Origin of the sequence: Erythrobacter oryzae, assembly GCF_030271515.1 — a bacterium.
GTDB classification, from domain to species: Bacteria; Pseudomonadota; Alphaproteobacteria; order Sphingomonadales; family Sphingomonadaceae; genus Erythrobacter; species Erythrobacter oryzae.
In genome coordinates, this window is sequence record NZ_JASCXI010000001.1 from 762202 (window position 1) to 781971 (window position 19770).

At 62.8% G+C, this 19770-nt stretch carries 19 protein-coding genes; 16 read left to right on the forward strand and 3 right to left on the reverse strand.

The genetic code is table 11. The features are described 5' to 3' along the window. Positions 1-139 precede the first annotated feature (139 nt). The 4 genes from PFX90_RS03750 to PFX90_RS03765 all read left to right on the forward strand — a co-directional run bounded on the left by PFX90_RS03750 (position 140) and on the right by PFX90_RS03765 (position 1775). A complete protein-coding gene (locus PFX90_RS03750) occupies positions 140-604 on the forward strand; it encodes a nuclear transport factor 2 family protein (protein WP_273984477.1) in 465 nt (154 codons plus the stop codon). Between the two features lie 8 nt (positions 605-612). Further along, the gene (locus tag PFX90_RS03755; protein ID WP_285710751.1) at positions 613-939 is read left to right on the forward strand and encodes a thioredoxin family protein; all 327 of its coding nucleotides are present in this window, start codon (positions 613-615) and stop codon (positions 937-939) included. 36 nt (positions 940-975) lie between these two features. Continuing rightward, positions 976-1428: a hypothetical protein gene (locus tag PFX90_RS03760; RefSeq protein ID WP_285710753.1), complete on the forward strand. Its 453-nt coding sequence runs from the start codon at positions 976-978 to the stop codon at positions 1426-1428. Between the two features lie 131 nt (positions 1429-1559). Further along, the gene (locus PFX90_RS03765; RefSeq protein WP_285710755.1) at positions 1560-1775 is read left to right on the forward strand and encodes a hypothetical protein; all 216 of its coding nucleotides are present in this window, start codon (positions 1560-1562) and stop codon (positions 1773-1775) included. A gap of 69 nt (positions 1776-1844) precedes the next feature. On the opposite strand, the gene gap is transcribed toward PFX90_RS03765, so the two are convergent. Both gap and PFX90_RS03775 read right to left on the reverse strand, forming a co-directional pair. Continuing rightward, positions 1845-2852 carry a type I glyceraldehyde-3-phosphate dehydrogenase gene (gene gap, locus PFX90_RS03770; protein WP_285710757.1) on the reverse strand — a complete coding sequence of 336 codons (1008 nt, stop codon included), beginning with the start codon at positions 2850-2852 and terminating at the stop codon, positions 1845-1847. Between the two features lie 28 nt (positions 2853-2880). Further along, complete coding sequence (locus PFX90_RS03775) at positions 2881-4329, reverse strand: dihydrolipoyl dehydrogenase (RefSeq protein WP_285710760.1); 1449 nt, start codon at positions 4327-4329, stop codon at positions 2881-2883. Positions 4330-5276: 947 nt separating this feature from the next. Here PFX90_RS03775 and PFX90_RS03780 point away from each other — a divergent pair. Continuing rightward, a complete protein-coding gene (locus tag PFX90_RS03780; protein WP_285710763.1) occupies positions 5277-6413 on the forward strand; it encodes a glycosyltransferase family 4 protein in 1137 nt (378 codons plus the stop codon). On the opposite strand, the gene PFX90_RS03785 is transcribed toward PFX90_RS03780, so the two are convergent. Beyond that, positions 6406-7332, reverse strand: coding sequence for a CDP-alcohol phosphatidyltransferase family protein (locus PFX90_RS03785; protein ID WP_285710765.1), 927 nt, complete (start codon positions 7330-7332; stop codon positions 6406-6408). The two genes, PFX90_RS03780 and PFX90_RS03785, sit on opposite strands and share 8 nt — an antisense overlap. A gap of 399 nt (positions 7333-7731) precedes the next feature. On the opposite strand from PFX90_RS03785, the gene PFX90_RS03790 reads away from it, so the two are divergent. From PFX90_RS03790 to PFX90_RS03840, 11 genes are read left to right on the forward strand one after another with little or no spacing between them, the layout of a single operon-like run. Then, entirely contained in the window at positions 7732-8682 is a 951-nt protein-coding gene (locus PFX90_RS03790; RefSeq protein ID WP_285710767.1) for a CDP-alcohol phosphatidyltransferase family protein, read from the forward strand. Between the two features lie 55 nt (positions 8683-8737). Then, on the forward strand, positions 8738-9859 hold the full coding sequence (locus PFX90_RS03795) for an inositol-3-phosphate synthase (RefSeq protein ID WP_285710769.1): 1122 nt from the start codon (positions 8738-8740) through the stop codon (positions 9857-9859). Next, positions 9856-10707, forward strand: coding sequence for a phosphocholine cytidylyltransferase family protein (locus PFX90_RS03800; RefSeq protein WP_285710771.1), 852 nt, complete (start codon positions 9856-9858; stop codon positions 10705-10707). Before PFX90_RS03795 ends, PFX90_RS03800 begins: the two co-directional genes overlap by 4 nt. A 1-nt stretch (position 10708) precedes the next feature. Next, positions 10709-12412, forward strand: a complete 1704-nt coding sequence (locus tag PFX90_RS03805) for a glycosyltransferase family 9 protein (protein ID WP_285710772.1) — start codon at positions 10709-10711, stop codon at positions 12410-12412. Continuing rightward, positions 12409-13053, forward strand: a complete 645-nt coding sequence (locus tag PFX90_RS03810) for a D-glycero-alpha-D-manno-heptose-1,7-bisphosphate 7-phosphatase (RefSeq protein WP_285710775.1) — start codon at positions 12409-12411, stop codon at positions 13051-13053. The genes PFX90_RS03805 and PFX90_RS03810 overlap by 4 nt, the downstream gene beginning before the upstream one ends. Continuing rightward, positions 13050-14330 carry an AGE family epimerase/isomerase gene (locus tag PFX90_RS03815; protein ID WP_285710777.1) on the forward strand — a complete coding sequence of 427 codons (1281 nt, stop codon included), beginning with the start codon at positions 13050-13052 and terminating at the stop codon, positions 14328-14330. Before PFX90_RS03810 ends, PFX90_RS03815 begins: the two co-directional genes overlap by 4 nt. Positions 14331-14341: 11 nt before the next feature. Then, positions 14342-15838 carry a D-glycero-beta-D-manno-heptose-7-phosphate kinase gene (gene rfaE1 / locus PFX90_RS03820; protein ID WP_285710779.1) on the forward strand — a complete coding sequence of 499 codons (1497 nt, stop codon included), beginning with the start codon at positions 14342-14344 and terminating at the stop codon, positions 15836-15838. A 50-nt stretch (positions 15839-15888) separates the two neighbouring features. Beyond that, positions 15889-17061 (forward strand): KpsE/RkpR family capsule polysaccharide export protein, encoded by a 1173-nt coding sequence (locus PFX90_RS03825; RefSeq protein WP_285710782.1) that lies wholly within the window; start codon positions 15889-15891, stop codon positions 17059-17061. 4 nt (positions 17062-17065) lie between these two features. Beyond that, positions 17066-17854 carry an ABC transporter permease gene (locus PFX90_RS03830; protein ID WP_285710784.1) on the forward strand — a complete coding sequence of 263 codons (789 nt, stop codon included), beginning with the start codon at positions 17066-17068 and terminating at the stop codon, positions 17852-17854. Positions 17855-17864: 10 nt separating this feature from the next. Further along, entirely contained in the window at positions 17865-19046 is a 1182-nt protein-coding gene (locus PFX90_RS03835) for a KpsE/RkpR family capsule polysaccharide export protein (RefSeq protein ID WP_285710786.1), read from the forward strand. Further along, positions 19039-19752 carry an ABC transporter ATP-binding protein gene (locus tag PFX90_RS03840; RefSeq protein WP_285710790.1) on the forward strand — a complete coding sequence of 238 codons (714 nt, stop codon included), beginning with the start codon at positions 19039-19041 and terminating at the stop codon, positions 19750-19752. The genes PFX90_RS03835 and PFX90_RS03840 overlap by 8 nt, the downstream gene beginning before the upstream one ends. Positions 19753-19770 lie beyond the last annotated feature (18 nt).

A 19770-nucleotide genomic window follows, 5' to 3' on the forward strand; every position in this document is an offset into this window, starting at 1 on the left:
CGGACGCCTCCCCCCAATCTCCCCGATGACATCGTGCGGATCACGCTCCCTCCGGGCCGATCCGCATGTAGACCGGGCGGGGCTCCCCCCAAGCTAGCCCCGTCCGGTCTTTCCTGTGTGCCAGCCAGAGGAGCCTGCCATGACCCGTCCCCCGCTTCCCCCCTTCACCGATGAAACCGCCCGCGAGAAGGTGCGTCTGGCAGAGGATGGCTGGAACAGCCGCGACGCCGCCAGGGTAGCGCTCGCCTACACCGAGGATACCCAATGGCGGAACCGCGCCGAGTTCCCGCGCGGGCGTGCCGAGGCGCAGGCGTTTCTGGAGCGCAAATGGGCCAAGGAGCTCGACTACCGGCTGATCAAGGAGCTGTGGGCGCACGCCGGCAACCGGATCGCGGTGCGCTATGCCTATGAATACCACGATGACAGCGGCAACTGGTTCCGCGCCTATGGCAACGAGAACTGGGAGTTTGCCCCTGACGGCCTGATGCAGCGGCGATTTGCGAGCATCAACGAACACCCCATCCGCGAGGAAGAGCGCCTGTTCCGCTGGCCCCTCGGTCGCCGTCCCGACGACCATCCCGGCCTGTCGGACCTCGGGCTCTAGGTGCCGCAATGCCGCGGGAGCTGAGCACCGCGACCTTCAAGGCTGCGGTGATCGATGCTGGCCATCCCGTACTCGTAAGCTTCTACGCGGACGGGTGCGGCCCGTGTGAGATGCAAGCCCCCATGCTGGAAGCGCTCGAAGCCCGCGTTCGCGGCGCAGCCGCCATCGTCAAGGTCAACGCCGAACATAACCCCGAACTGGTCAACCTGTTCGGGGTGCGCTCGCTGCCGACCATGATCCTGTTCGCCGGCGGCAGAATTGCGCGCCGCTTTGCCGGACTGACGAACGGCCACGATCTCATCATGGCCATGCTCGCCAGCCTCGACGATTGCTAGCTTGCCGCTCTACCGGATTGTCCGGCCTGGAGCCGCTTGAGCCGCGACCACCTGTCTGCCAGCATCCCCGCGGTGACCGCGGCCTTGCAGCGCGCCGGCAAGGCGGCCGGCGCGCTCGCTGCCGAAACGCGTGGCATCCGGCCCCAGAGCCTTGTCATAAACGGCAATCCGCGCCGCCTTCTCGGCGTGAGCCGTCAAGGCCGGCGGTGCCAGGACAACTCCGGTGAGCACAAAACCGGCAAGCGCTGCCAGAACCGCATCAGTGTGTTTGTGCATGACCAGACTCCCGTCTCGATTGCCCGCGCCATGCGGGATTGTTGGAGGCGTACCTGCGGCAGCGTTTCGCCAGAACGGCGAAACCGTGCAGCAGATCATTCCGGAGAACGGAACGACCGGACAGGCGCGGGTCTGGCCAGCATCATTGCCGCAGACGCAATGGATCATTGCCATCTGTCCGCGTTCTCATCGCGCCGCAGACGGATAGATTGATCAGATCACGCGCTGCACCATTCACGCTTCCGCTCCTCGAAAACGACAAGGCGCGGTGACCGCAGGAGAACTGCCATGAACGACACCACGCCTGAATGCGGCCAGCCCACGATGATCCATCGGGAGGCGGAATGATGGAGCTGTGCGTCGATTGCCTCAAGCGCGAGGACCCGGGCTGGACCCGGCACTACCGCAAGGGTTCCATGGCGCTGGCGGCCTATGGTGCAGGGGTCTTCCTGCTCCCGGACATCCCGGTCGCTCATGTGCTCCAAGGCCTCTTCTTCCTCTTCGCTTTCCCTTGGATCGTGTGGCCGCTCGTTGCCGCTTCAAGGCCGCGCAAGACGTAGTGGTGAGGAGCGACCTCGCCGCCGGGTGACTCCGGAGGGGAGTCTCTCCACGGTGGAGCCGGCGCGTGTCTAGAGCTGCGCTGCCATCTGACGCGCAGTTTCAAGCAGGCGGTTGGCGAAACCCCACTCATTGTCGTACCAGCCAAGGATGCGGACCAGGTGCTGATCCGTGACCTTGGTTTCGGCCAGATCGACAGTGACACTTGCCGGATTGTGATTGAGATCGACCGAGACCAGCGGCTCGCTAGTGGTCGCGAGTATCCCGGCAAACGGACCGGCCGCAGCCTCTTCCAGAAGCGCGTTGATCTCGTTCTCATCCGTCGCTCGCGCGGCATGAAACACGAAATCGATCAGCGAGACGTTGGGTGTCGGAACCCTGATAGAGGCACCGGACAGCTTGCCCTTGAGTTGCGGCAGCACTTCGGCGACGGCCTTGGTCGCGCCGGTCGAGGTGGGGATCATCGACATCGCTCCGCCGCGCGCACGCCTGAGATCGGGGTGGTACTGGTCGTGAAGCCGCTGATCGTTGGTATAGGAATGGACGGTGGTCATGTGACCGCGCTCGATGCCGATGGCGCGGTCGAGCACAGCGACAACCGGAGCGAGTGCATTGGTGGTGCAGCTGGCATTCGACACGATGCTATGTTCGGGACGCAACAGGGCATGATTGACGCCCTGAACCACGGTGAGATCCGCATCTTTCGCGGGCGCTGAAATCAGCACGCGCCGGGCACCACGCGCGATGTGTGCCGCAGCTCTCTTGCGATCGGTGAACAGTCCGCTGGCCTCGATCACCAGGTCAATGCCTGAAGCCTGATGATCCATTGCCGACGGATCAGGGAAGCGGGTCACGACGATGCGTTGCCCGCCGACCATGATCCAGCCGTCGCCGAATTCCACATCGCCGGCTGCCCGCCCATGCACGCTGTCGTGCCTGTAAAGGGCTGCGCAGCTGCGCGCGTCCATCATGTCGTTGATGGCGACCAGCGCGATGCCCTCGGGGCGCTGCTCCCGAATGAGGCGAGCGAGCAGGCGTCCGATGCGGCCGAAGCCGTTGATGGCGATATGCGTGGTCATGGTGTTCGTCCTTGTGCGGGGTTGCCGGTCAGGCGGTGGGTCGGCAGTCGAGGCAGGGCCGGTGTGCGGGGGAGGTTTCATCCATCGCGTCGCGCGCGGCCCGGAGCGCTGTTCGAACCCCCTCCTCGATCACGGGATGATAGAACGGACTGTCGAGCATCTGCTGGACCGAGCGATCCGCCTCCAGCGCCCAGGCGAGCAGGTGGGCGATGTGCTCGGCCGCAGGGCCCACCATCTCGGCCCCGAGGAGCTTGCCGGTCACACGATGGGCATAGATGTTGAGCCTGCCGACATTGCGTCCCGCCACCCGGGACCGTCCTTGCCCCGTGAAGTCGACAGTGCCGGTGACAAAGCTTGCCTTGGCCTGTTCCAGTTGTGCGTGGCTTTGGCCGATCATGGCGATCTGCGGGTCGGAAAAGACAACGCCGATCGCCGTGCGACGATGGCGCGGTGCCACGAAGGGAAAGCGTGCGGCATTCTCCCCGGCGATCCGTCCGGCATCGGATGCTTCATGGAGCAGCGGTGCGTCAGGTGCGGCATCGCCAGCAAGGAATATGGCACTGTCCCCGATCCGGGTCGTGTGGCGATCCCAGCCGATCGGGGTGCCGCTTTCATCGAGCGCAATACCGGCGTGCTCCAGACCGAGGCGGTCAAGATTGGGGCGGCGGCCGGTGGCGGCGATCAGGTAGTCGAAGCGCTCCTCGATCTCGTGCCCATCGACCTGCTCGGTCACCACGACGGCGTCGCCCTGCCGTTCGAGAGCGACTACCTGCGCGTTCGGGGTGAAGCGATACTCGGCGGCAAATGCAGCGTGGGCGGCCTCGGTGACCGCAGGGTCGGTCAACGGGCCGACCCGCCCGCTGCGTCCGAACAGCTTCACCCGCACGCCGAGGCGAGCGAGCGCCTGGGCAAGTTCCAGACCGATCACCCCGTTGCCGAAGACCGCGACGGACTCTGGCAGTTCATCCCAGTCGAACACGTCGTCATTGATGATGAGCCTGTCTCCCAGCGCATCCCAGGCCGAGGGCCACATGGCGCGCGAGCCTGTGGCGATCACCACACGGCCGGCCTCGATCGCGGTTCCATCGTCCAGCAGCAGGCGGCCGGGAGCCGTAAAGCGGGCCGATCCCCTGATCTTGTGCGCCTCCGGCCAGCCTTCGACATCTTCGAGAACGAAGCCGACAAAGCGGTCGCGCTCGGCACGGACTCTGGCCATCACGGCCCGACCGTCGACCTCGATCTGCGAGACCCGGACGCCGAAGCGACCCGCGTGACGGGCGTGATGCGCGGCTTCGGCTGCGGCGATCAGGAGCTTGGAGGGCATGCAGCCAACCCGTGCGCAGGTCGTCCCGTAGTGCGCTTCCTCAATGACGAGGATCGAATCCGTGAAATTGCGCGCCGATTTGTAAGCCGACATTCCGGCGCTGCCTGCACCGATAATCACGACATCGGCTTTGAGTGATCCGGTCTGTGGCATGGCAATCTCGCTCGATCCGTTGTTGAGCGAGAATTAGGCCTGCAAGGTTAGTGCAACAATCGCACCACGGGGAAACACTCCGTGCCGCGCTGCGGAACAATCATGGCTGCACCGAGATACCCATATCTGCGATCATTCGGAATAGGCGGGCGGTCGGATCAAAGCTCAATTTCGGCTCCCGACATTGATTGCTGTCCGGCAGGTCGCGCGTGAACTCCAGAAACGTCCCAGATCCAGTCTTTGCGACCGATGGCGCTCAGTCGGCTGCCGGATGATCGCCAGACGCGCCCCACTGACCGGCGCAGGCACGCCACGCAACGCCCGCTCCAGATGTGCGATGCGTGCCCGACCCGAGCCCGCGGCAACATGGCTCGCGATCATGCAAATCTCCTGCGGCTTTTGGGGGTATCGCGAGCCAGGCAAGCCCCTCAGCGATACCCCACACAGTCGAGCAGGGGTCGATTTCCCGATTGGGGACCGTTAACTCAAGCACTTCAAAATTTCGTAATTTCAGTGACTAAGCGCCGATACCTAAGGGTAACTCGGCGCCGTTCGAGTCCCACTTTGCAAACTTTTATCGTTAATTTTCAGATGTTTATTTTCATGGTAGCGGAGGAGGGATCTTCAGGCGATCCATAACATTCTGAAATAGACGCAACGATCCGCCTCAAGGTCACGAGATACCCCCAGCTCTACCCCCGGGATGGAGCCTCCGGCTGGTGTGCTGAGCGACCCGCAAGAGATTATCCGATTGTTATCGAGCACGAGGGATGGGGCCTATTCATGGATCGCCCGCTCTCCGTGCTCGTGCAATGCGTCCGTTGCCAAACCAAGCATGCGGAAGATTAGGGCGCCATTTTCCGCTTCTGAAGGTGTATCCGACATGCTGGTTGTCCGATACAAGGCACTGTTGGTCCTACCCCGACCGTTGTTCTGAGCCAAAATAAATGCCGAGAATCCTGATCGATTGCCGTTATCTGAATGGGCGGCCGAGCGGCATTGGCGAGATGGTTTTGGCGCTGGCCACCTACCTGCCCCGGCAAGCTCCTGACCTGAAATTTACGTTCCTTACCAACGCCGCCGCTCCCCAACCCCTTCGCAACGATGCCAACGTCACCTGTTTGCAGGTCGCGGCGCCTGCGAATGGGCCCGGCACGATGTGGTTCATGCCACGCCTGGTCGATCTGGACCATATCGACCTGTTCCACGCTCCGGCCAATATCCTCCCGGCGGGACTCACAATGCCCACAGTCACCACGATCCACGATCTGATGTGGCTGGAGCATCCCGAATGGTGTTCACCGGGCCTGCTCCACCCGGTTCGCAAAGCATTCTTCGCTGGCGGTATAAGGCGCGCCTTGCGCCGGTCGACCTCTATTGCCGCCATCAGCGATGCCACCGCAACAGCCATCACGCGACATTTTCCCGATGCGGCAATGCGCACCCATGTGACGCTTTCGGGGGTCTCCGAGGATTTCTCTCCGGTCCAGCGCAACGCGGGCGTTCTAGCCGGTTGCGGTCTGGATCCCGAGCGCCGCTACATTCTGGTTGTCGGGCAATACGCGCCATACAAAAATCACGACGGAGCGATCAGGGCGTTCGCCGCAGCATGCAAAACCATTGATGATATCGATCTTGTGCTGGTGCAGCGGCAAGGGCCGAGTTCGGCAGCATTGCTCAAACTGGCGCGCCAGCTCGGTATGGAAGATCGCGTTCGCTTTACGGGCCCGGTCGAGCGTGCGGAACTGATCCAGCTATATTCCTCTGCTGAGTTGCTGCTTCATCCATCTCTCTGCGAAGGCTTCGGAAATCCCGTGATTGAGGCGATGGCCTGCGGATGTCCCGTCATCACGAGCAGCATATCAGCAATGCCGGAAGTTGCCGGCGGGGCCGCGCTTCTGGCCGATCCCCACGACACGAACGACCTCGCGCGTCAGATCAGGGAGGTACTCGGCGACGATGGATTGGCGCAGGATTTGCGCAGACGCGGTCATGCGCGAGCCAAAGAGATGCGCTGGGAAAGGTTCGCCGAAGCCAATCTGGCAATTTACCGACGCGTTCTCGGGAAACAGAAGGCTAGTTGACGTCGGACTTCCCAATCCGGGCGGGAGTGAGATCTTCTTGCATGCGTGCAGCAGCGCTACGGTGGGCCCTGATCGACCAGAGGAGGGCAAGGTTGAGCACGGACAGTTCATACAGGAAATAGCCGATTGGGTGCCCCGCCACCATTGATATGCCGAGAATGATCGTCCGCTGGTTCGCGCCCAGAAGCTGAAGACGGCCAAGCAATGGGGCCAGGTGCCGTCGTGCCGTTGCCCTGAATTGGGCCAAGGCAACTTCGTCATTCGCGACTAGTCTGTGCAGGCTCTCGATCGTTCCCCCGCCGTCCCGAGTGCGATCGCTCAAAGACAAGTACAAGTTGACGAGCGCCGCCACGCCGCTCTCACGCTTGGTCTTGGGTTCGATGCCGGTGTTGCGGATCCAGCTCCGGCCATAGACCCAATACTCATATTCCCGGCGACGCTCTTCCAGGTGGCTGGCCTGAAATATCCGTGACACACCGGCGCCGACTACCACCAGCCAGACAGCAAGCCCGAAATGCCCCATCAGCATCCAGCCGATCGTGCAATAAAGAACGATGTGGGAAAAATAGTCCGCGATCCCGTCTATCGCTTCGCCCAAGGGACTGGCCTTACCGGTCAACCGCGCCAAATCGCCATCCGCACCGTCCAGCACATGCCACGCGAGATGCAGGCCAAAACCCGCCAGGGCACCTGTCAGTTGGCCGATCACGGCATAACAGGCACCTGCAAGGATCACACAGAAACCACCGGCGATGGACAGTTGATTGGGCGTCACTGATGTCGGCGCAAGTGCCAAGGCAAGGCGCTTGGCAAGAGGGTGGTACAGCCGGCGATTGAGCCAGTCATTGAGTTCCGGACGCCGCTCCGATTGCCCGGTCACGCGGCGGCTTGCGCTGGAAGCACTCGGCTGGTCGGCCACGCCGGCGGTCCTCATATTGTCACAAAATAGGAGTTAGAGGGCGGAGTTAGTTCGATAATCCGAATGTTGCAATGCGGCGAACCGAACTTGACACAGCGTTCGGAGCCAATCAAACCAGCATTAGCAATTCAGGCGAGGGTCGCTCCTCACCTCTTTCGATGGTCTTGCCCAGCATAAGGCATGGCGCCCTTTGTCGTGCGCGATGGTTGGCTGTCGCCTGGCCTCTGGACGCATGGTCGAATCGACCATCGTGAAACAAGGATGATGCGTCTGTTGGTCCGCCCGATTGTGACCTTCGCGAGCTCTTGCCTGGCACAAGGCCTTGTCGCAGGCCTGCCAGCTTGCGCGCGCGCGTGTGTGATTGCGACGACGCGGGGCCTGACCCGCAATGGTCCTCCGGTGCTGGCCGTACCGGGTGGCGTGCTCGATTCGCGCTCCCATGCAGAGCTGGCGCGGCTATGCCCGGATGGTTACGCCGTGATCGACAGCGCGGATATCCAGCCGACCGACAGGTGCATACCCGGAGAGGCACTGGTCGCCAGTGATGCCGCCACCTGGCCCGGTCGCGCCGTTCCGGAAGGCGACGGAAGCTGGATCGATTCGTACTACAAGATCAACTCCGAGGCGAAGCTGCGCGCGGATCTGCGCCGTGCGAGCTGGGATCTGGTCAAGGCCAGCGGCAAGCCGAGCGACGGCATTGTCTCACGCCATCTGAACCGGCCGATATCGATGCGGCTCTCGTTCGCATTCCTGCATTTGCCTTGGATGCGGCCCGGTCATGCCACCACTCTTACCGCCATCTGCGCTCTAGCGATGTTCGCGGCGCTGGTGTCCGGTACGACTGAAGGCCTGCTGGCGGGCGCCGTGTTGTTCCAGCTCGCTTCCATTGTCGACGGGGTCGACGGAGAGATCGCCCGCGTGACCCGACGCGGCACCCGTTCAGGCGCAACGCTGGACAGCATTACCGATGGGTTCACGAATGTTGGTTTCATCGTCGGCCTGGCGACCAATCTCGCGGTGCGCGGGGAGCCTTTGGCGCTCGAAATCGGCTTGCTCGGGGCTGCCTCGCTGGCACTCGGCTGCGTGACGCTCGCCGTCAAAGCAGCGCGCGATGGTGACGCCGTGAACTTCGATGCCGTGGGCAACTGGCTGAAACAGCGATCGGGCTCGGTTCAGCACATCCTTATTGCGGTCACGAAGCGCGATTTTTTCGCTCTCGCGAGCATGGTGATGATCTGGCTGTCACTGCATCTGGAGTGGCTTTTGATCCTCTCGCTCTCCTGCGCGACGTGGTTCTTCGTGGTGCAATTCGTCTCGCTTCAGCCAAAAGCCAAAGACCTTTCATCATAAATCGTCAGAACACGAATTTTATGATTTTATAATATGTTTTTTGAATTGAGGAAATATGTCGAAAATTAAATGCGCAGTTCTTGGCATAGGCAACTGCGCCAGCTCCCTGATTCAGGGCATTGAATACTACAAGACGCGCAATGATGGCTTTGGCTATATCAACGAGCGGGTTGGCGAGTATCACCTCAAAGACATCGAATTCGTTCTAGGCATTGACGTCGACCAGCGGAAGGTAGGCCTGGACCTCAACGAAGCGATCTTCGCTCAGCCCAACAACACGCTGGTGTTTCAACAGGACATGCCGGTTGCCGGCGTCAAGGTCATGATGGGCAAGGTGCTTGATGGCGTGGCGCCGCACATGCTCGACGCAGGCAGCCGTGGCTTCATGCTTTCCGACGCCGCGGAACCATCCCGCGGAGAGGTCATCGAAGCACTCAAGGCATCGGGCGCAGAAGTCCTCATCAATTTCTTGCCGGTAGGCTCGCAGGAAGCGACCGAGCTCTACATGGACTGCGCGCTCGAGGCTCATCTTGCGGTGGTCAACTGCATTCCCGTGTTCATCGCCAGCGACGCTGCCTGGGCTGAACGCTTCCGGTCCCACGGGCTTCCGATCGTAGGTGACGACATCAAGGCACAGGTCGGTGCCACGATTGTGCACCGTGCCCTTTCCGGCCTGATGTCCGACCGGGGGTTCCGCGTTCAGCGCACCTACCAGCTCAATACCGGCGGCAATACCGACTTCATGAACATGCTTGACCGGTCGCGACTGGTCTCCAAGCGCGCGTCCAAGACCGGGTCGGTGCAAGCCGCTCTCGCCGAGCGACTGGCGGACGAGAACATCATGATCGGCCCGTCGGACTATGTGCCGTGGCAGAACGACAACAAGGTCTGCTTCCTGCGCATCGAGGGTGAGCATTGGGGCGGCGCAACCGCCGAGATCGAATTGCGGCTGTCTGTCGAGGACAGTCCCAATTCGGCGGCGTGTGTGGCCGACGCGATCCGTTGCGCGAAGATCGCACTCGATCGCGGTGAGAGCGGGCCGCTGAAGATTCCATCGGCTTGCTACTTCAAGACACCGCCCGAGCAGATGGACGACGCCACAGCGCGCATCAAGCTTGCCGATTTCATCGGTCAGACGCCCCCCGTCTCAGATGTCAGGGTCATAACGTCGCGATGAGCAAGCTTTCTCCCGTATCGCAGGCGGGCGAGGCCGAGGTGGTCGAAGCGGTCATCATCGCAGCAGGTTTCGGCCACCGGCTCGCGGCGCTCGGCCCGTCGAAGCCGCTCAACCGGTTGTGCGGCCTGCCGCTGATCGAGATCGCGGCACGGCAGCTGGCGCGGGCCGGTGTGGAGCGGATCGTGGTGGTCACCGGCCACATGGCCGATCGCCTCGAGGCTGCCCTTCCCGGCATTGCGCAGGCGCTCGGTATCGTGATCGAGGCTGTGCGGGTGGACAGCTGGAGCGTGCCGAATGGCCACTCCGTGATGGCGGGAGCCAGCGCGATCGGCGGAAATTATCTGCTGGTGATGTCCGATCATGTTTTTTCCGACGGGATCCTTGCCGCGCTCATGCGCTGCCATGATCCCCGCCATGCCGTCACCTTGGCCATCGACCATCGGATCAACGGCCCCACCATTGATCCGGATGACGCGACCTATGTCACCACTTCGGATGACGGGATGATCCGCAGGATTGCCAAGCACCTGCCCGAACCAGACGCGGTCGATTGCGGCGCGTTTCTGGCAACGCCGATGCTGGCCGAAGCCATCGCAGCAGCCATTGCGATGGGCCGGCCCGGCAGCCTTTCAGATGGCATGCAGTGGCTCGCCGCGCAAGGGCTTGCGGCGACTATGGATATTGGGGATCGATGGTGGATCGATGTCGACGATCCGGCCTCGCATCGTCTTGCAGAGCAAGATCTCCCCATCCATCTGCCCCACCTCGTCCCGGCCATTGCCGCGGCCTTGCCGCGCGATGATGCCCCGCAGTCTGAAACCCTGATCCGCATTGCCGGCGGCACCTGACATGCATCAGCAGGTCGCTACATCGCATCTCGATACGGACCTCCTGACGAGGTTCTTCGCCGAGTTTCTCGACGATCAGGCCTTTGCGGAATTTCGGCGCGTCGAGCGGATGCTCGCGACGCTCAAGGAACAGGGCACGACGATCGCCGGCTATCCGCTGATCCGCCCTTCGGATTGCGGCCCGATCACAGCCGCGCTGGCGGAAATCTTCGACGCGTCGCGCGACCGGTTCCGGACGGCAGATCCGCTCGTCGTCGACAGGTTCGAAGAGCTTATCGGGGGCTTTGTTGCCTTTGTCCAAGCGCTCTACCCCACGCAATCGACCAGCGCCCTGATCCTTCACGCCGAAGTTCTGCTGCTGACGGGCGAGGCTGATCGCGTGGTGGAGTTGCTCGAACATCTTGCCCGCCGCCCCTATGCGGTCGTCGACAGCCTCAACCATTGCAGCGAAATCGTGTTCCTCTACGCGCAGGCACAGTTGTTGCGCGGCGCTCCGCAAGAGATCGATGTTTGTTTTGCCTCGTTCGGGGCATGGCTCTGCGCCCAGCCGCGGGGACCGCGCCCCTTTGGAATGGCAGACAGGATCGCGCCGCTGGCAAGTGTCACGTCCGGCTCGCCCGGTGTGCTGGCCCGCATGATCCGCTGGTCATCATCGCGCATCGTCCGCGCGCGCCGCGGCCGGAACGGTATCGCGGGCATTGTCTGGTCGAAGCTGGCCGCAGTCATTTTCCGCCTGATTTCGACGGCCTGCCTGTACGCGCTTTCGTGGTCGCACAAGCGCGGGCCGGTCTTCCATGCCCGTCGCGGCCATCCCAAGGGCACTCTGGTGACCCGGGCGATGGGTGGCATCGGCGACCTGCTGATGATGGAGCCCGGGCTGGAAGTGCTTGCCAAAAAGCAGGGCGGGCCGGTCGATATGGCGATACCGCGCAAGTTTTTCCCGGTGTTTGCCAACAATCCCCACGTCCGGACCATCGACATAGATGGTCCGCCGATCAATCTGGGCCGTTATCGCAAGCTGGCCAACCTGAGCATCTGCCCTGCGAGCCGCTACGAGAGTAGGAACCGACCGCATATTCGAAAAGGGCGCGTCGAAAGCTTCGCCAACGGTATGGGGGTGGGACGTAGTGCGCTGCGCCGGCAAGGCTGGCACATCAATCAGTTCATCGACGACGAGACCAGCGCGAAGTGCGACGCCTTTATCGCATCGCTCGGCTTCACGCGTCGCCTGATCGGGGTTCAGCCCTACTCGCGCGATAGCTACAAGGACTACCTGCATATCGAGGCGGTCATCCGGCAGCTGGCGGAACGCTACGACGTCCTGGTGTTCCACCACGTGGCTAACGGCTTGCCCGAGGGCCCGGGGATCGCAAGCACCGCCGGTCTGCCGCTGGCCGTGTCGTTGGCGCTCGTGTCGCGCGTCGAAGCCATGGTCAGCGTAGACAGCGCCTTCCTTCACGCTGCTGCCGCCTACGACATTCCCGTGATCGCCCTGTTCGGCCCGACCGATGCGCGAACGCTCACCCGGCATCACCGCAAGGTCGAGATCGTCTGGCAGGCACAGAGCTACTCCTGCGTGCCGTGCTGGCGCAACGAGGACACGCCATGCAGCCTGACCGGACTGCTCGGCGTCAGCCCGTGCCTCGCCACGATCGAGCCGGGACGGATCACGGCGGCGGTTGATCGCGCGATGGGGGTGGTATGAGCGCGCAGATCCTGCCTCACGAAGTTCTGCTGGACGACTGGTTCGTAGCCTTGCGCGAGGTCGAGCCGGGCTCGCCTGCGGCGTTCTTCGACCGTGACGGAACGCTGATCCGCAACGTCCCCTATCTCGCCGACAGCGACGAGGTGTGTCTCGAACGCGGTGCGGTCGAAGCCCTCTCGGCTTACCGGCGCAGCGGTTTCGCCATCATCGTCATCACCAATCAGTCGGGCATCGCGCGCGGTCTCGTCACGCCAGCGCAGTATGCCTCCGTCAACCAGCGCATGATCAATTTGCTCGGCGCCGACCTCGTCGATGCGATCATCGCCTGCCCGTTCCACCCCGAAGGCGTTGCACCATGGAACGTCCCCGATCATCCGTGGCGCAAGCCTGCGACCGGGATGATCGATGCAGCGGCCAGCCGCTTCGGGGTCGACGTGGCGCGCTCGGTACTCCTCGGGGATAGCGTGATCGATATCGAAGCCGGCCTTCGCGCAGGCATCGGGCATCTGATCCATTTGGGTACAGGTCATGGACAGCGCGACCGCGCAGCCGTGGAAAATCTGTCCCGCGCCAACCCCGGCACGAGGATCAGCTGCCTTGCATCGCTCCAATCGCTCGAAGTTGAGGAGCTCGCCCGATGACGGTGTTGGCAGCGGGCGCCATCGCCGCGCCGATCCCTTCCGCGAACCGTCAGATCGATCGGGTGCGCGACTGGTGTGTGAACTGGGACTACGCGCGGCTGCTCGCCTCCCACGAGATTGCCCCGCCGGTGCCTGTCGTCGAACGGTTCGACTGGAACGGCACCGCCATCGATCCCGGTTTCCGGCGGGTTCGGGTCATCGGCCGTCAACTTTACGTGCTCTCGCGCGCTGCTTGCGGCGGTGCCGAAGGTGCCGGTGAACTCGCGCAGCGAACGGCAACGGCGCTTATGCAATACGGGCGCGGCGATGACGGCCAGTTCGTTTCCCGGCTTTCACCCGCTGGGACGGTGCTGGACGCCACGGCGGATCTCTACGACATCGCCTTCGCCCTGTTCGGGCTGGCATGGTGGTATCGGTATTCCTCTGATCCGCGCGCGATCGAGCTGGCAACGGCGAGTGTTACGCACCTCTGCGCCACGATGCGCTCGCCGTCCGGACACGGCTTTGTCGATCGCCTGCCGGGCCAGTGGAGGCACTTGCAGAACCCGCATATGCACCTGTTCGAGGCTGCGATTTTCCTGACTGCTTTCAGCGGGCAGGACCGCTTTCAGACCTTGGCGGAGGAACTCTTCGTTCTGGCGCGCGACAAGCTGGTAGATCCCGTTAGCGGCACACTGGCCGAGGAATTCGATGACGCGTGGCGCCCCGTTGCAGGGCCCCAAGGCAAAATCAGGATAGAGCCCGGCCACCAGTTCGAATGGGCCTGGCTGCTGGACCGCTGGGCGATTGCCAGCGGCGACCGCGAGGCCCTCGAGTTGTCGCGCAACCTGTTCGACTTCGCGATCAATCACGGGATCGATCCCGCAAGCGGCCTCGTTTTCGATGCGGTCTGCCCTCAGGGTAAGCCGCTGGAGAAAGACCTCAGAATCTGGCCAAATACCGAGCTGCTCAAGGCGCAGGTCGCCATCGCCGAGCGCGAGGGCCGGGCGCAATGCCATTCGATCGACCAGACCATTTCGCGGGTTTTCCGCCATTACCTCGAATCTGCTCCGATTGACGGATGCACGAGCCTCGGACGGGGTTTCTGGGTCGATTACCTTAAAGCCGATGCCCGGCAGTTGAACTGCGATCACGTGCCGGCTTCAACGATGTATCACATCATGTTCGCATTCAGCGAAGTGCTGCGACTTCACGACAATCACGGTCCCTTTGAAGCCGGTTCGTGGGTCTCCGATACGGCGGACGACGCCGCACCTTCACGTTCACTGCACGATTGAGGAGAACTGCGATGAGCCTATCGTCACGGCAAAGTTCAACCGCGCTCAACTTCGAGCAGGTGCGGGTGTTGGTCATCGGCGACATCATGCTGGATCGCTTCCGCTACGGCCAGGTCAGCCGCCTGTCGCCTGAAGCGCCGGTGCCGGTGATGCACGTCAAGGACGACAAGATCATGCAGGGCGGCGCGGGCAACGTCGCGGCCAATCTGGTGGCTTTGGGTTGCACTTGCGGGGTGCTCGGGGTCATCGGCGACGACGAGGCGGGAGCGCAGGTGCGCGGGCTCCTCGCCAAGGGCAGCGTCGACGGCAGCGGACTGGTGGTGGACGCCGGACGCCGGACGACGATCAAGACGCGCCTCATCGGCGGCAGCCAGCAGTTGCTGCGCTTCGACGAGGAAGATGTCGACAGTCTAGACCCGGCGACCGAGGCAGCCATTATCGACCGCTTCGACAGTGTGATCGCGGGTTACGGGATCGTCGCGATCTCCGACTATGCCAAGGGTGTCCTCACCGATGCCGTTCTTGCGCACGTCATCAGACGCTGCAACGAGCTCGGCATTCCGACATTCGTCGATCCGAAGCGCGCCGACATGTGCGTCTACGCCGGGGCAACGCTGATCAAGCCCAATCTGGCCGAACTGAAAACCGCGACCGGGGTGTCGGGCCACTCGCTGGAACAAGTCACCAAGGCTGCCGAAGCTCTGATCGAACAGACCGGATCGATGATCCTCGTGACGATGTCCGAAGCGGGCATGACGCTGTTCGGGAAAGAGGGTGAGCGCTGGCGCTTTCTCGCACGCGAAGCCGAGGTATTCGATGTGTCGGGTGCCGGCGACACGGCGCTGGCCACCCTGTGCGCTGCATGGGGTGCCGGTTACGAGCCCGAACAAGCGGTTCGGCTCGCCAATGTCGCGGCGGGCGTCGTGGTGCGCAAATTGGGGACGGCCACGCTCACGGTCGAGGAGCTCGCACTCGCACTCGATTCCGAAGATCAGGAAACCCACATCGGCGTCGCTTCGCTCTCCAAGGCCCGCATGCAGGTTCTCACCTGGAAGCGGCAGGGCCTGCGTGTGGGTTTCACCAACGGCTGTTTCGACATCGTCCACGCCGGACACATCCGGATCCTGCAGGAAGCGCGCAAGCGCTGCGATCGCCTCGTGGTAGGACTGAACAGCGATGCCTCGGTCAGCCGTCTGAAAGGCCCGGAGCGGCCCGTGCAAAGCGAAAGCTCGCGCGGGATCGTGCTATCGGCCGTGGATGCCGTGGACCTGGTCGTCATATTCGATGAGGACACGCCGCTCGAACTCATCAAGACCTTGAAGCCGACCGACCTCATCAAGGGGGCTGATTACACCGAGGAGACTGTCGTGGGGGCGGCGGAAGTGAAGGCGGAGGGCGGACGGGTCCACCTTATCGATCTTGTTCCCGGACTTTCGACAACACGGGCCGTGGAGCGCATCCGAAGCGGCGAAATGGCCGTGGCAAAAGAGCAGCTGCTCGAAGGCTGATCGCAAGGATCGCGACCGAGAGCGGCAAACAGGATAAAGCGACCGACATAGTGACAGCAGGTTTCACCCTCGACCCGGGAAGCTACACAGGCGGTGCTCCAACGCGCCGCTGGGCGAGCGTGCAATGGGGGCGACATTATGGTCGCATCCTGTTTGGGGGCCTGTTCGTGCTGCCCGTGCTGCTGGCGGCCATCTATTTCGGACTGCTGGCAAGCGATCGCTACGTGTCCGAGACCCGTTTCATCGTCCGTTCGGTCGAACGCCCCGCGGCCCAAGGTGCCGCCGCCTACCTCCAGAGCGTCGGCATTACCCGGGCGAACGACGAAGCCTTCGCCATGCAGGATTTCGTCCGCTCGCGCGATTTGATGACGTTGGTCGGCAGGAAATTCGATCTGCGCGCGATTTGGGGCCGGGAGGACGCCGATTGGGTTTCACGTTTCGGGGGCCTCACCGGGAGGACTTCCGACGAGGCGCTGTTCGAGCATTTCCAGAAGCGCATCAAGGTCGAGAAAAACCTTGAGACGGGGATCACGACGCTCACGGTCGACACCTATGATCCTGCCACGTCGCGCGATATCGCGCGGACCATTCTCGCGGCGGGCGAGGAACGGATCAACCACCTCAATGCCCGCGCCAGCCGGGACCTTCTTGGCGCGGTCGAGAAGACCGAAGCCGAGGCGGCCGCGCAGCTCGCGGCGGCGACCAAGGAACTGACCGCATATCGCCAGCAGGTCGGCGAAGTCGATCCCGAGGCAGAAGCGGAAGCGGGTGTCGACCGGTCGAGCGCGCTCGAAAAGGAACTGGCCAGCCTTGAAGCCGCCTTGCAGAGCATGAAGGCCCAGGCGCCGCTGAACCCCGGTCGCCGCTCGCTCGAACAGCAGGTCGCCGTGATCCGCGCGCAGGTGGCCGCGCAGCGTGGCAGCCTCACCTCGGGTAACGACAATCTCGCCGTCAAGGTCGACGAGCTGCAGCGGCTTCAAGTACAGGCTGACATCGCCGCGAGAACTTTCCGCGACGCGCGCCAGCAACTCGCCGAAGCGCGCGAGCGTGCGGACCGGCAGCGGGTCTATCTGGAGCAGATCGCCGCGCCCAGCATGCCCGACGAGCCGCTCGAACCGCGCCGGATGCGCTACTTCCTTACCGTGGCGCTGGCATCGCTGTGGACGTTCCTTATCTTCTACCTGCTCGTGTCCGGCAGTCGCGAACATTTGAACATGCACTGATCCGATGGCGGCAACACATTCATCCCAACTGCTTTCCAAGAAGGCGCGCATCATCGATGCCCTGTTGCTGCGCGAGCTGATGGCGCGGTTCGGGCACAACAATGTCGGCTTCCTGTGGCAGATCATCGAGCCCTTGATGCTGATGGTCGGCGTGATGGTCGCCTGGTCGCTCATCTATGGCGAACGCAACCACGGCGTGATGGTCCTGCCGCTGGTGCTGACCGGCTATTCGGTCCTGACTCTATGGCGTCACATGACCGGACGGCTGCCCAATACCTTCCGCGATGCCTCAGGCCTGCTGTTTCACAGGGATGTGAAGCCGGCCGACATCCTGCTGGCGCGCGCGATACTCGAATCCATCAGCACGCTGGTGGCCTTTTTCATCGCCTTGCTGCCGCTGCAGCTGATCGGCATCATGGAGCCGGTCCACGATTACCTCGTGCTTCTGGGCGCCTGGAGCCTGATGTGCCTGTTCTCGTTCGGGTCGGCCCTGATCATCACCGCGCTGGCGCATTTCTCCGAGGCATTCGAACGCTTTGTCCAGCCGGTCATGTACATCATTCTGCCGTTGACCGGAGTCTTCTACATGGTGTTCTGGCTGCCGCCCGCGGCCCAGAAGATCGTGCTCTATTCGCCGCTGGTCCACATTTCCGAGATGATCCGCGGCGGTTTTTTCGGCCCCGATGTCCCGACGACGTGGGACCCGGTATATGTGATTTTCTGGACCATCGCGGTCAATGCGGCGGGATGGGTGCTGGTGCTCAAGGCACAGCGGCACATCGAGCTGGAGTGATCGGACAGCCATGAATTACCCCGTCACCCACGTTCAGAATTCGACCGGCGAGCGAGCCCCGCAGCTCGCCTTGATCGAGGCGCGCGAAGCCGAAGTCGCGCAGGCCGCCAGCCCCGGTCGCAAGCGCGATCTGTGGCTGCTTGCGGTGCTGGCTGTCATCACCCTGGCCGCAGCACTCTACAATTTCGTCATCGCGACACCCCGCTATGTGTCCGACATGAGCTTCGTGCTGCGCACGCCGGCCGGCAGCCAGGAGCGCCTGACATTCCTCAATTTCGGAGGCGGAGGCACCGGCGCGGATGACAGCCATGCGATTGTCGCCTTCATTGAATCGCGCGATCTCGTCGAGACGGTCAACAAGGACGGGAAGCTCGCGGCCGTCTTTGCTGATCCGGCAGTCGACATCTTTTCCGCCTTCCCGTCGGTGTTGGCGGGAAGCGGGCGCGACGAGTTCTACAGGCACGCCCAGAAATATCTGAGGGCGGAGTACGACACCGAAACAGCGATCACACACGTGGCCGTCGAGGCCTTTAGCGCCGAGGACGCGAACGCCCTTGCGCAGCGGATAAAGGCGGCCTCCGAAAGCAAGGTCAACGACCTCAACCGAAGGGCGCGCGGCGCTTTGGTCGAGACAGCACAGTCGGAAGTCGATGCGATCAGCGCCCAGCTGACGACGCTGCATCAAGGCCTGACCGACGCCCAGCAGCGCTACGGCATCATCGATCCGAAGCTTGAGGCTGGCGCCGCCATCGGTTTGAGCGCGGCAACCGCACGGGAGCTCGACCGGATCAACATCGAGCTGGCGACGACCATCAGGGCCGCTCCGGATAGCCCGAAAGTGGATGAGCTCCGCAACCGCCGCAAGTCGCTGGAGGCGGGCCTTCGCGTCCAACGGCAGCGAACGGCGGGTGGCGACGCGTCACTCGCACAGCGTCTCGAGCCCTATCTTAAGCTCGCCGTCCAGCGCGACGTCGCCGAGCAGCATCTGCTTGCCGCGACACTCGCTCTGGCGACCGCGCGCAACTCCTCGACGCAGGAGCACATCTACATTGAATGGATCGCCCAGCCGAGCATGCCGGACGAGCCCTTGCGTCCGCGCGCATGGTGGAATGTGTTCCTCACTTTCCTGATCGCCGCTGGCAGCCTGTGGATTGTCCGCAGCCTGTCCGATCTGGTGCTGGCCGATGATTGAGCTTCCCATCATCGCACCGCAGGAGCCCGGATCGCAGCATCAGCCGCATGGCAACGGCTCGATCGAGGTATGCCACATCGGCAAGACCTACATGACACCAGCCGGCCCCAAGCAGGTGCTGCATGACATCAGCTTTTCGGTCCAACCGGGTCAGAAGGTCGCGGTTCTCGGCCGGAACGGTGCCGGCAAATCGACCCTCGTGAAGATCATCGGCGGGGTCGAGCGGCCGAGCCAGGGCCATATCCGGCGGACCATGTCGATGTCGTGGCCGCTGGCCTTCTCGGGCGGCTTCGAGGCGGCGATGACCGGCTATGACAACATCCGCTTCATTGCCCGGGTCTACAATCATCCGATCCGCGAGCTTATCGACAAGGTCGATGATTTCGCGGAGCTTGGCAGCAACCTGCTTCAGCCCATGAAGCACTATTCGTCCGGGATGCGCGCCAGGCTCGCCTTTGCACTGACGCTGGCGATTGATTTCGATTGCTATCTGATCGACGAGGTCATCGCGGTCGGCGACCAGCGTTTTCACCAGAAGTGCCATGACATGCTGTTCAAGGAACGCGCCGGTGCGGCGATGATCCTCGTCAGCCACGATGTCGGCATCATCAAGGATTATTGCAGTTCGGCACTTGTCCTGAAGGGCGGGTTCGGACGGACTTTCAACGATGTGGATTTGGCAGTCAGTATTTATGCGTCCCTCTAGCACCTATCGGCGGATCGT

What these genes read in the sequence shown, in the direction of transcription:
- PFX90_RS03750 (WP_273984477.1), top strand. Translation starts at nt 140, where the DNA reads ATGACCCGTCCCCCGCTTCCCCCCTTCACCGATGAAACCGCCCGCGAG.
- PFX90_RS03755 (WP_285710751.1), top strand. Translation starts at nt 613, where the DNA reads ATGCCGCGGGAGCTGAGCACCGCGACCTTCAAGGCTGCGGTGATCGAT.
- PFX90_RS03765 (WP_285710755.1), top strand. Translation starts at nt 1,560, where the DNA reads ATGATGGAGCTGTGCGTCGATTGCCTCAAGCGCGAGGACCCGGGCTGG.
- gap (WP_285710757.1), bottom strand. Translation starts at nt 2,852, where the DNA reads ATGACCACGCATATCGCCATCAACGGCTTCGGCCGCATCGGACGCCTG.
- PFX90_RS03775 (WP_285710760.1), bottom strand. Translation starts at nt 4,329, where the DNA reads ATGCCACAGACCGGATCACTCAAAGCCGATGTCGTGATTATCGGTGCA.
- PFX90_RS03780 (WP_285710763.1), top strand. Translation starts at nt 5,277, where the DNA reads ATGCCGAGAATCCTGATCGATTGCCGTTATCTGAATGGGCGGCCGAGC.
- PFX90_RS03795 (WP_285710769.1), top strand. Translation starts at nt 8,738, where the DNA reads ATGTCGAAAATTAAATGCGCAGTTCTTGGCATAGGCAACTGCGCCAGC.
- PFX90_RS03800 (WP_285710771.1), top strand. Translation starts at nt 9,856, where the DNA reads ATGAGCAAGCTTTCTCCCGTATCGCAGGCGGGCGAGGCCGAGGTGGTC.
- PFX90_RS03805 (WP_285710772.1), top strand. Translation starts at nt 10,709, where the DNA reads ATGCATCAGCAGGTCGCTACATCGCATCTCGATACGGACCTCCTGACG.
- PFX90_RS03810 (WP_285710775.1), top strand. Translation starts at nt 12,409, where the DNA reads ATGAGCGCGCAGATCCTGCCTCACGAAGTTCTGCTGGACGACTGGTTC.
- PFX90_RS03815 (WP_285710777.1), top strand. Translation starts at nt 13,050, where the DNA reads ATGACGGTGTTGGCAGCGGGCGCCATCGCCGCGCCGATCCCTTCCGCG.
- rfaE1 (WP_285710779.1), top strand. Translation starts at nt 14,342, where the DNA reads ATGAGCCTATCGTCACGGCAAAGTTCAACCGCGCTCAACTTCGAGCAG.
- PFX90_RS03830 (WP_285710784.1), top strand. Translation starts at nt 17,066, where the DNA reads ATGGCGGCAACACATTCATCCCAACTGCTTTCCAAGAAGGCGCGCATC.
- PFX90_RS03835 (WP_285710786.1), top strand. Translation starts at nt 17,865, where the DNA reads ATGAATTACCCCGTCACCCACGTTCAGAATTCGACCGGCGAGCGAGCC.
- PFX90_RS03840 (WP_285710790.1), top strand. Translation starts at nt 19,039, where the DNA reads ATGATTGAGCTTCCCATCATCGCACCGCAGGAGCCCGGATCGCAGCAT.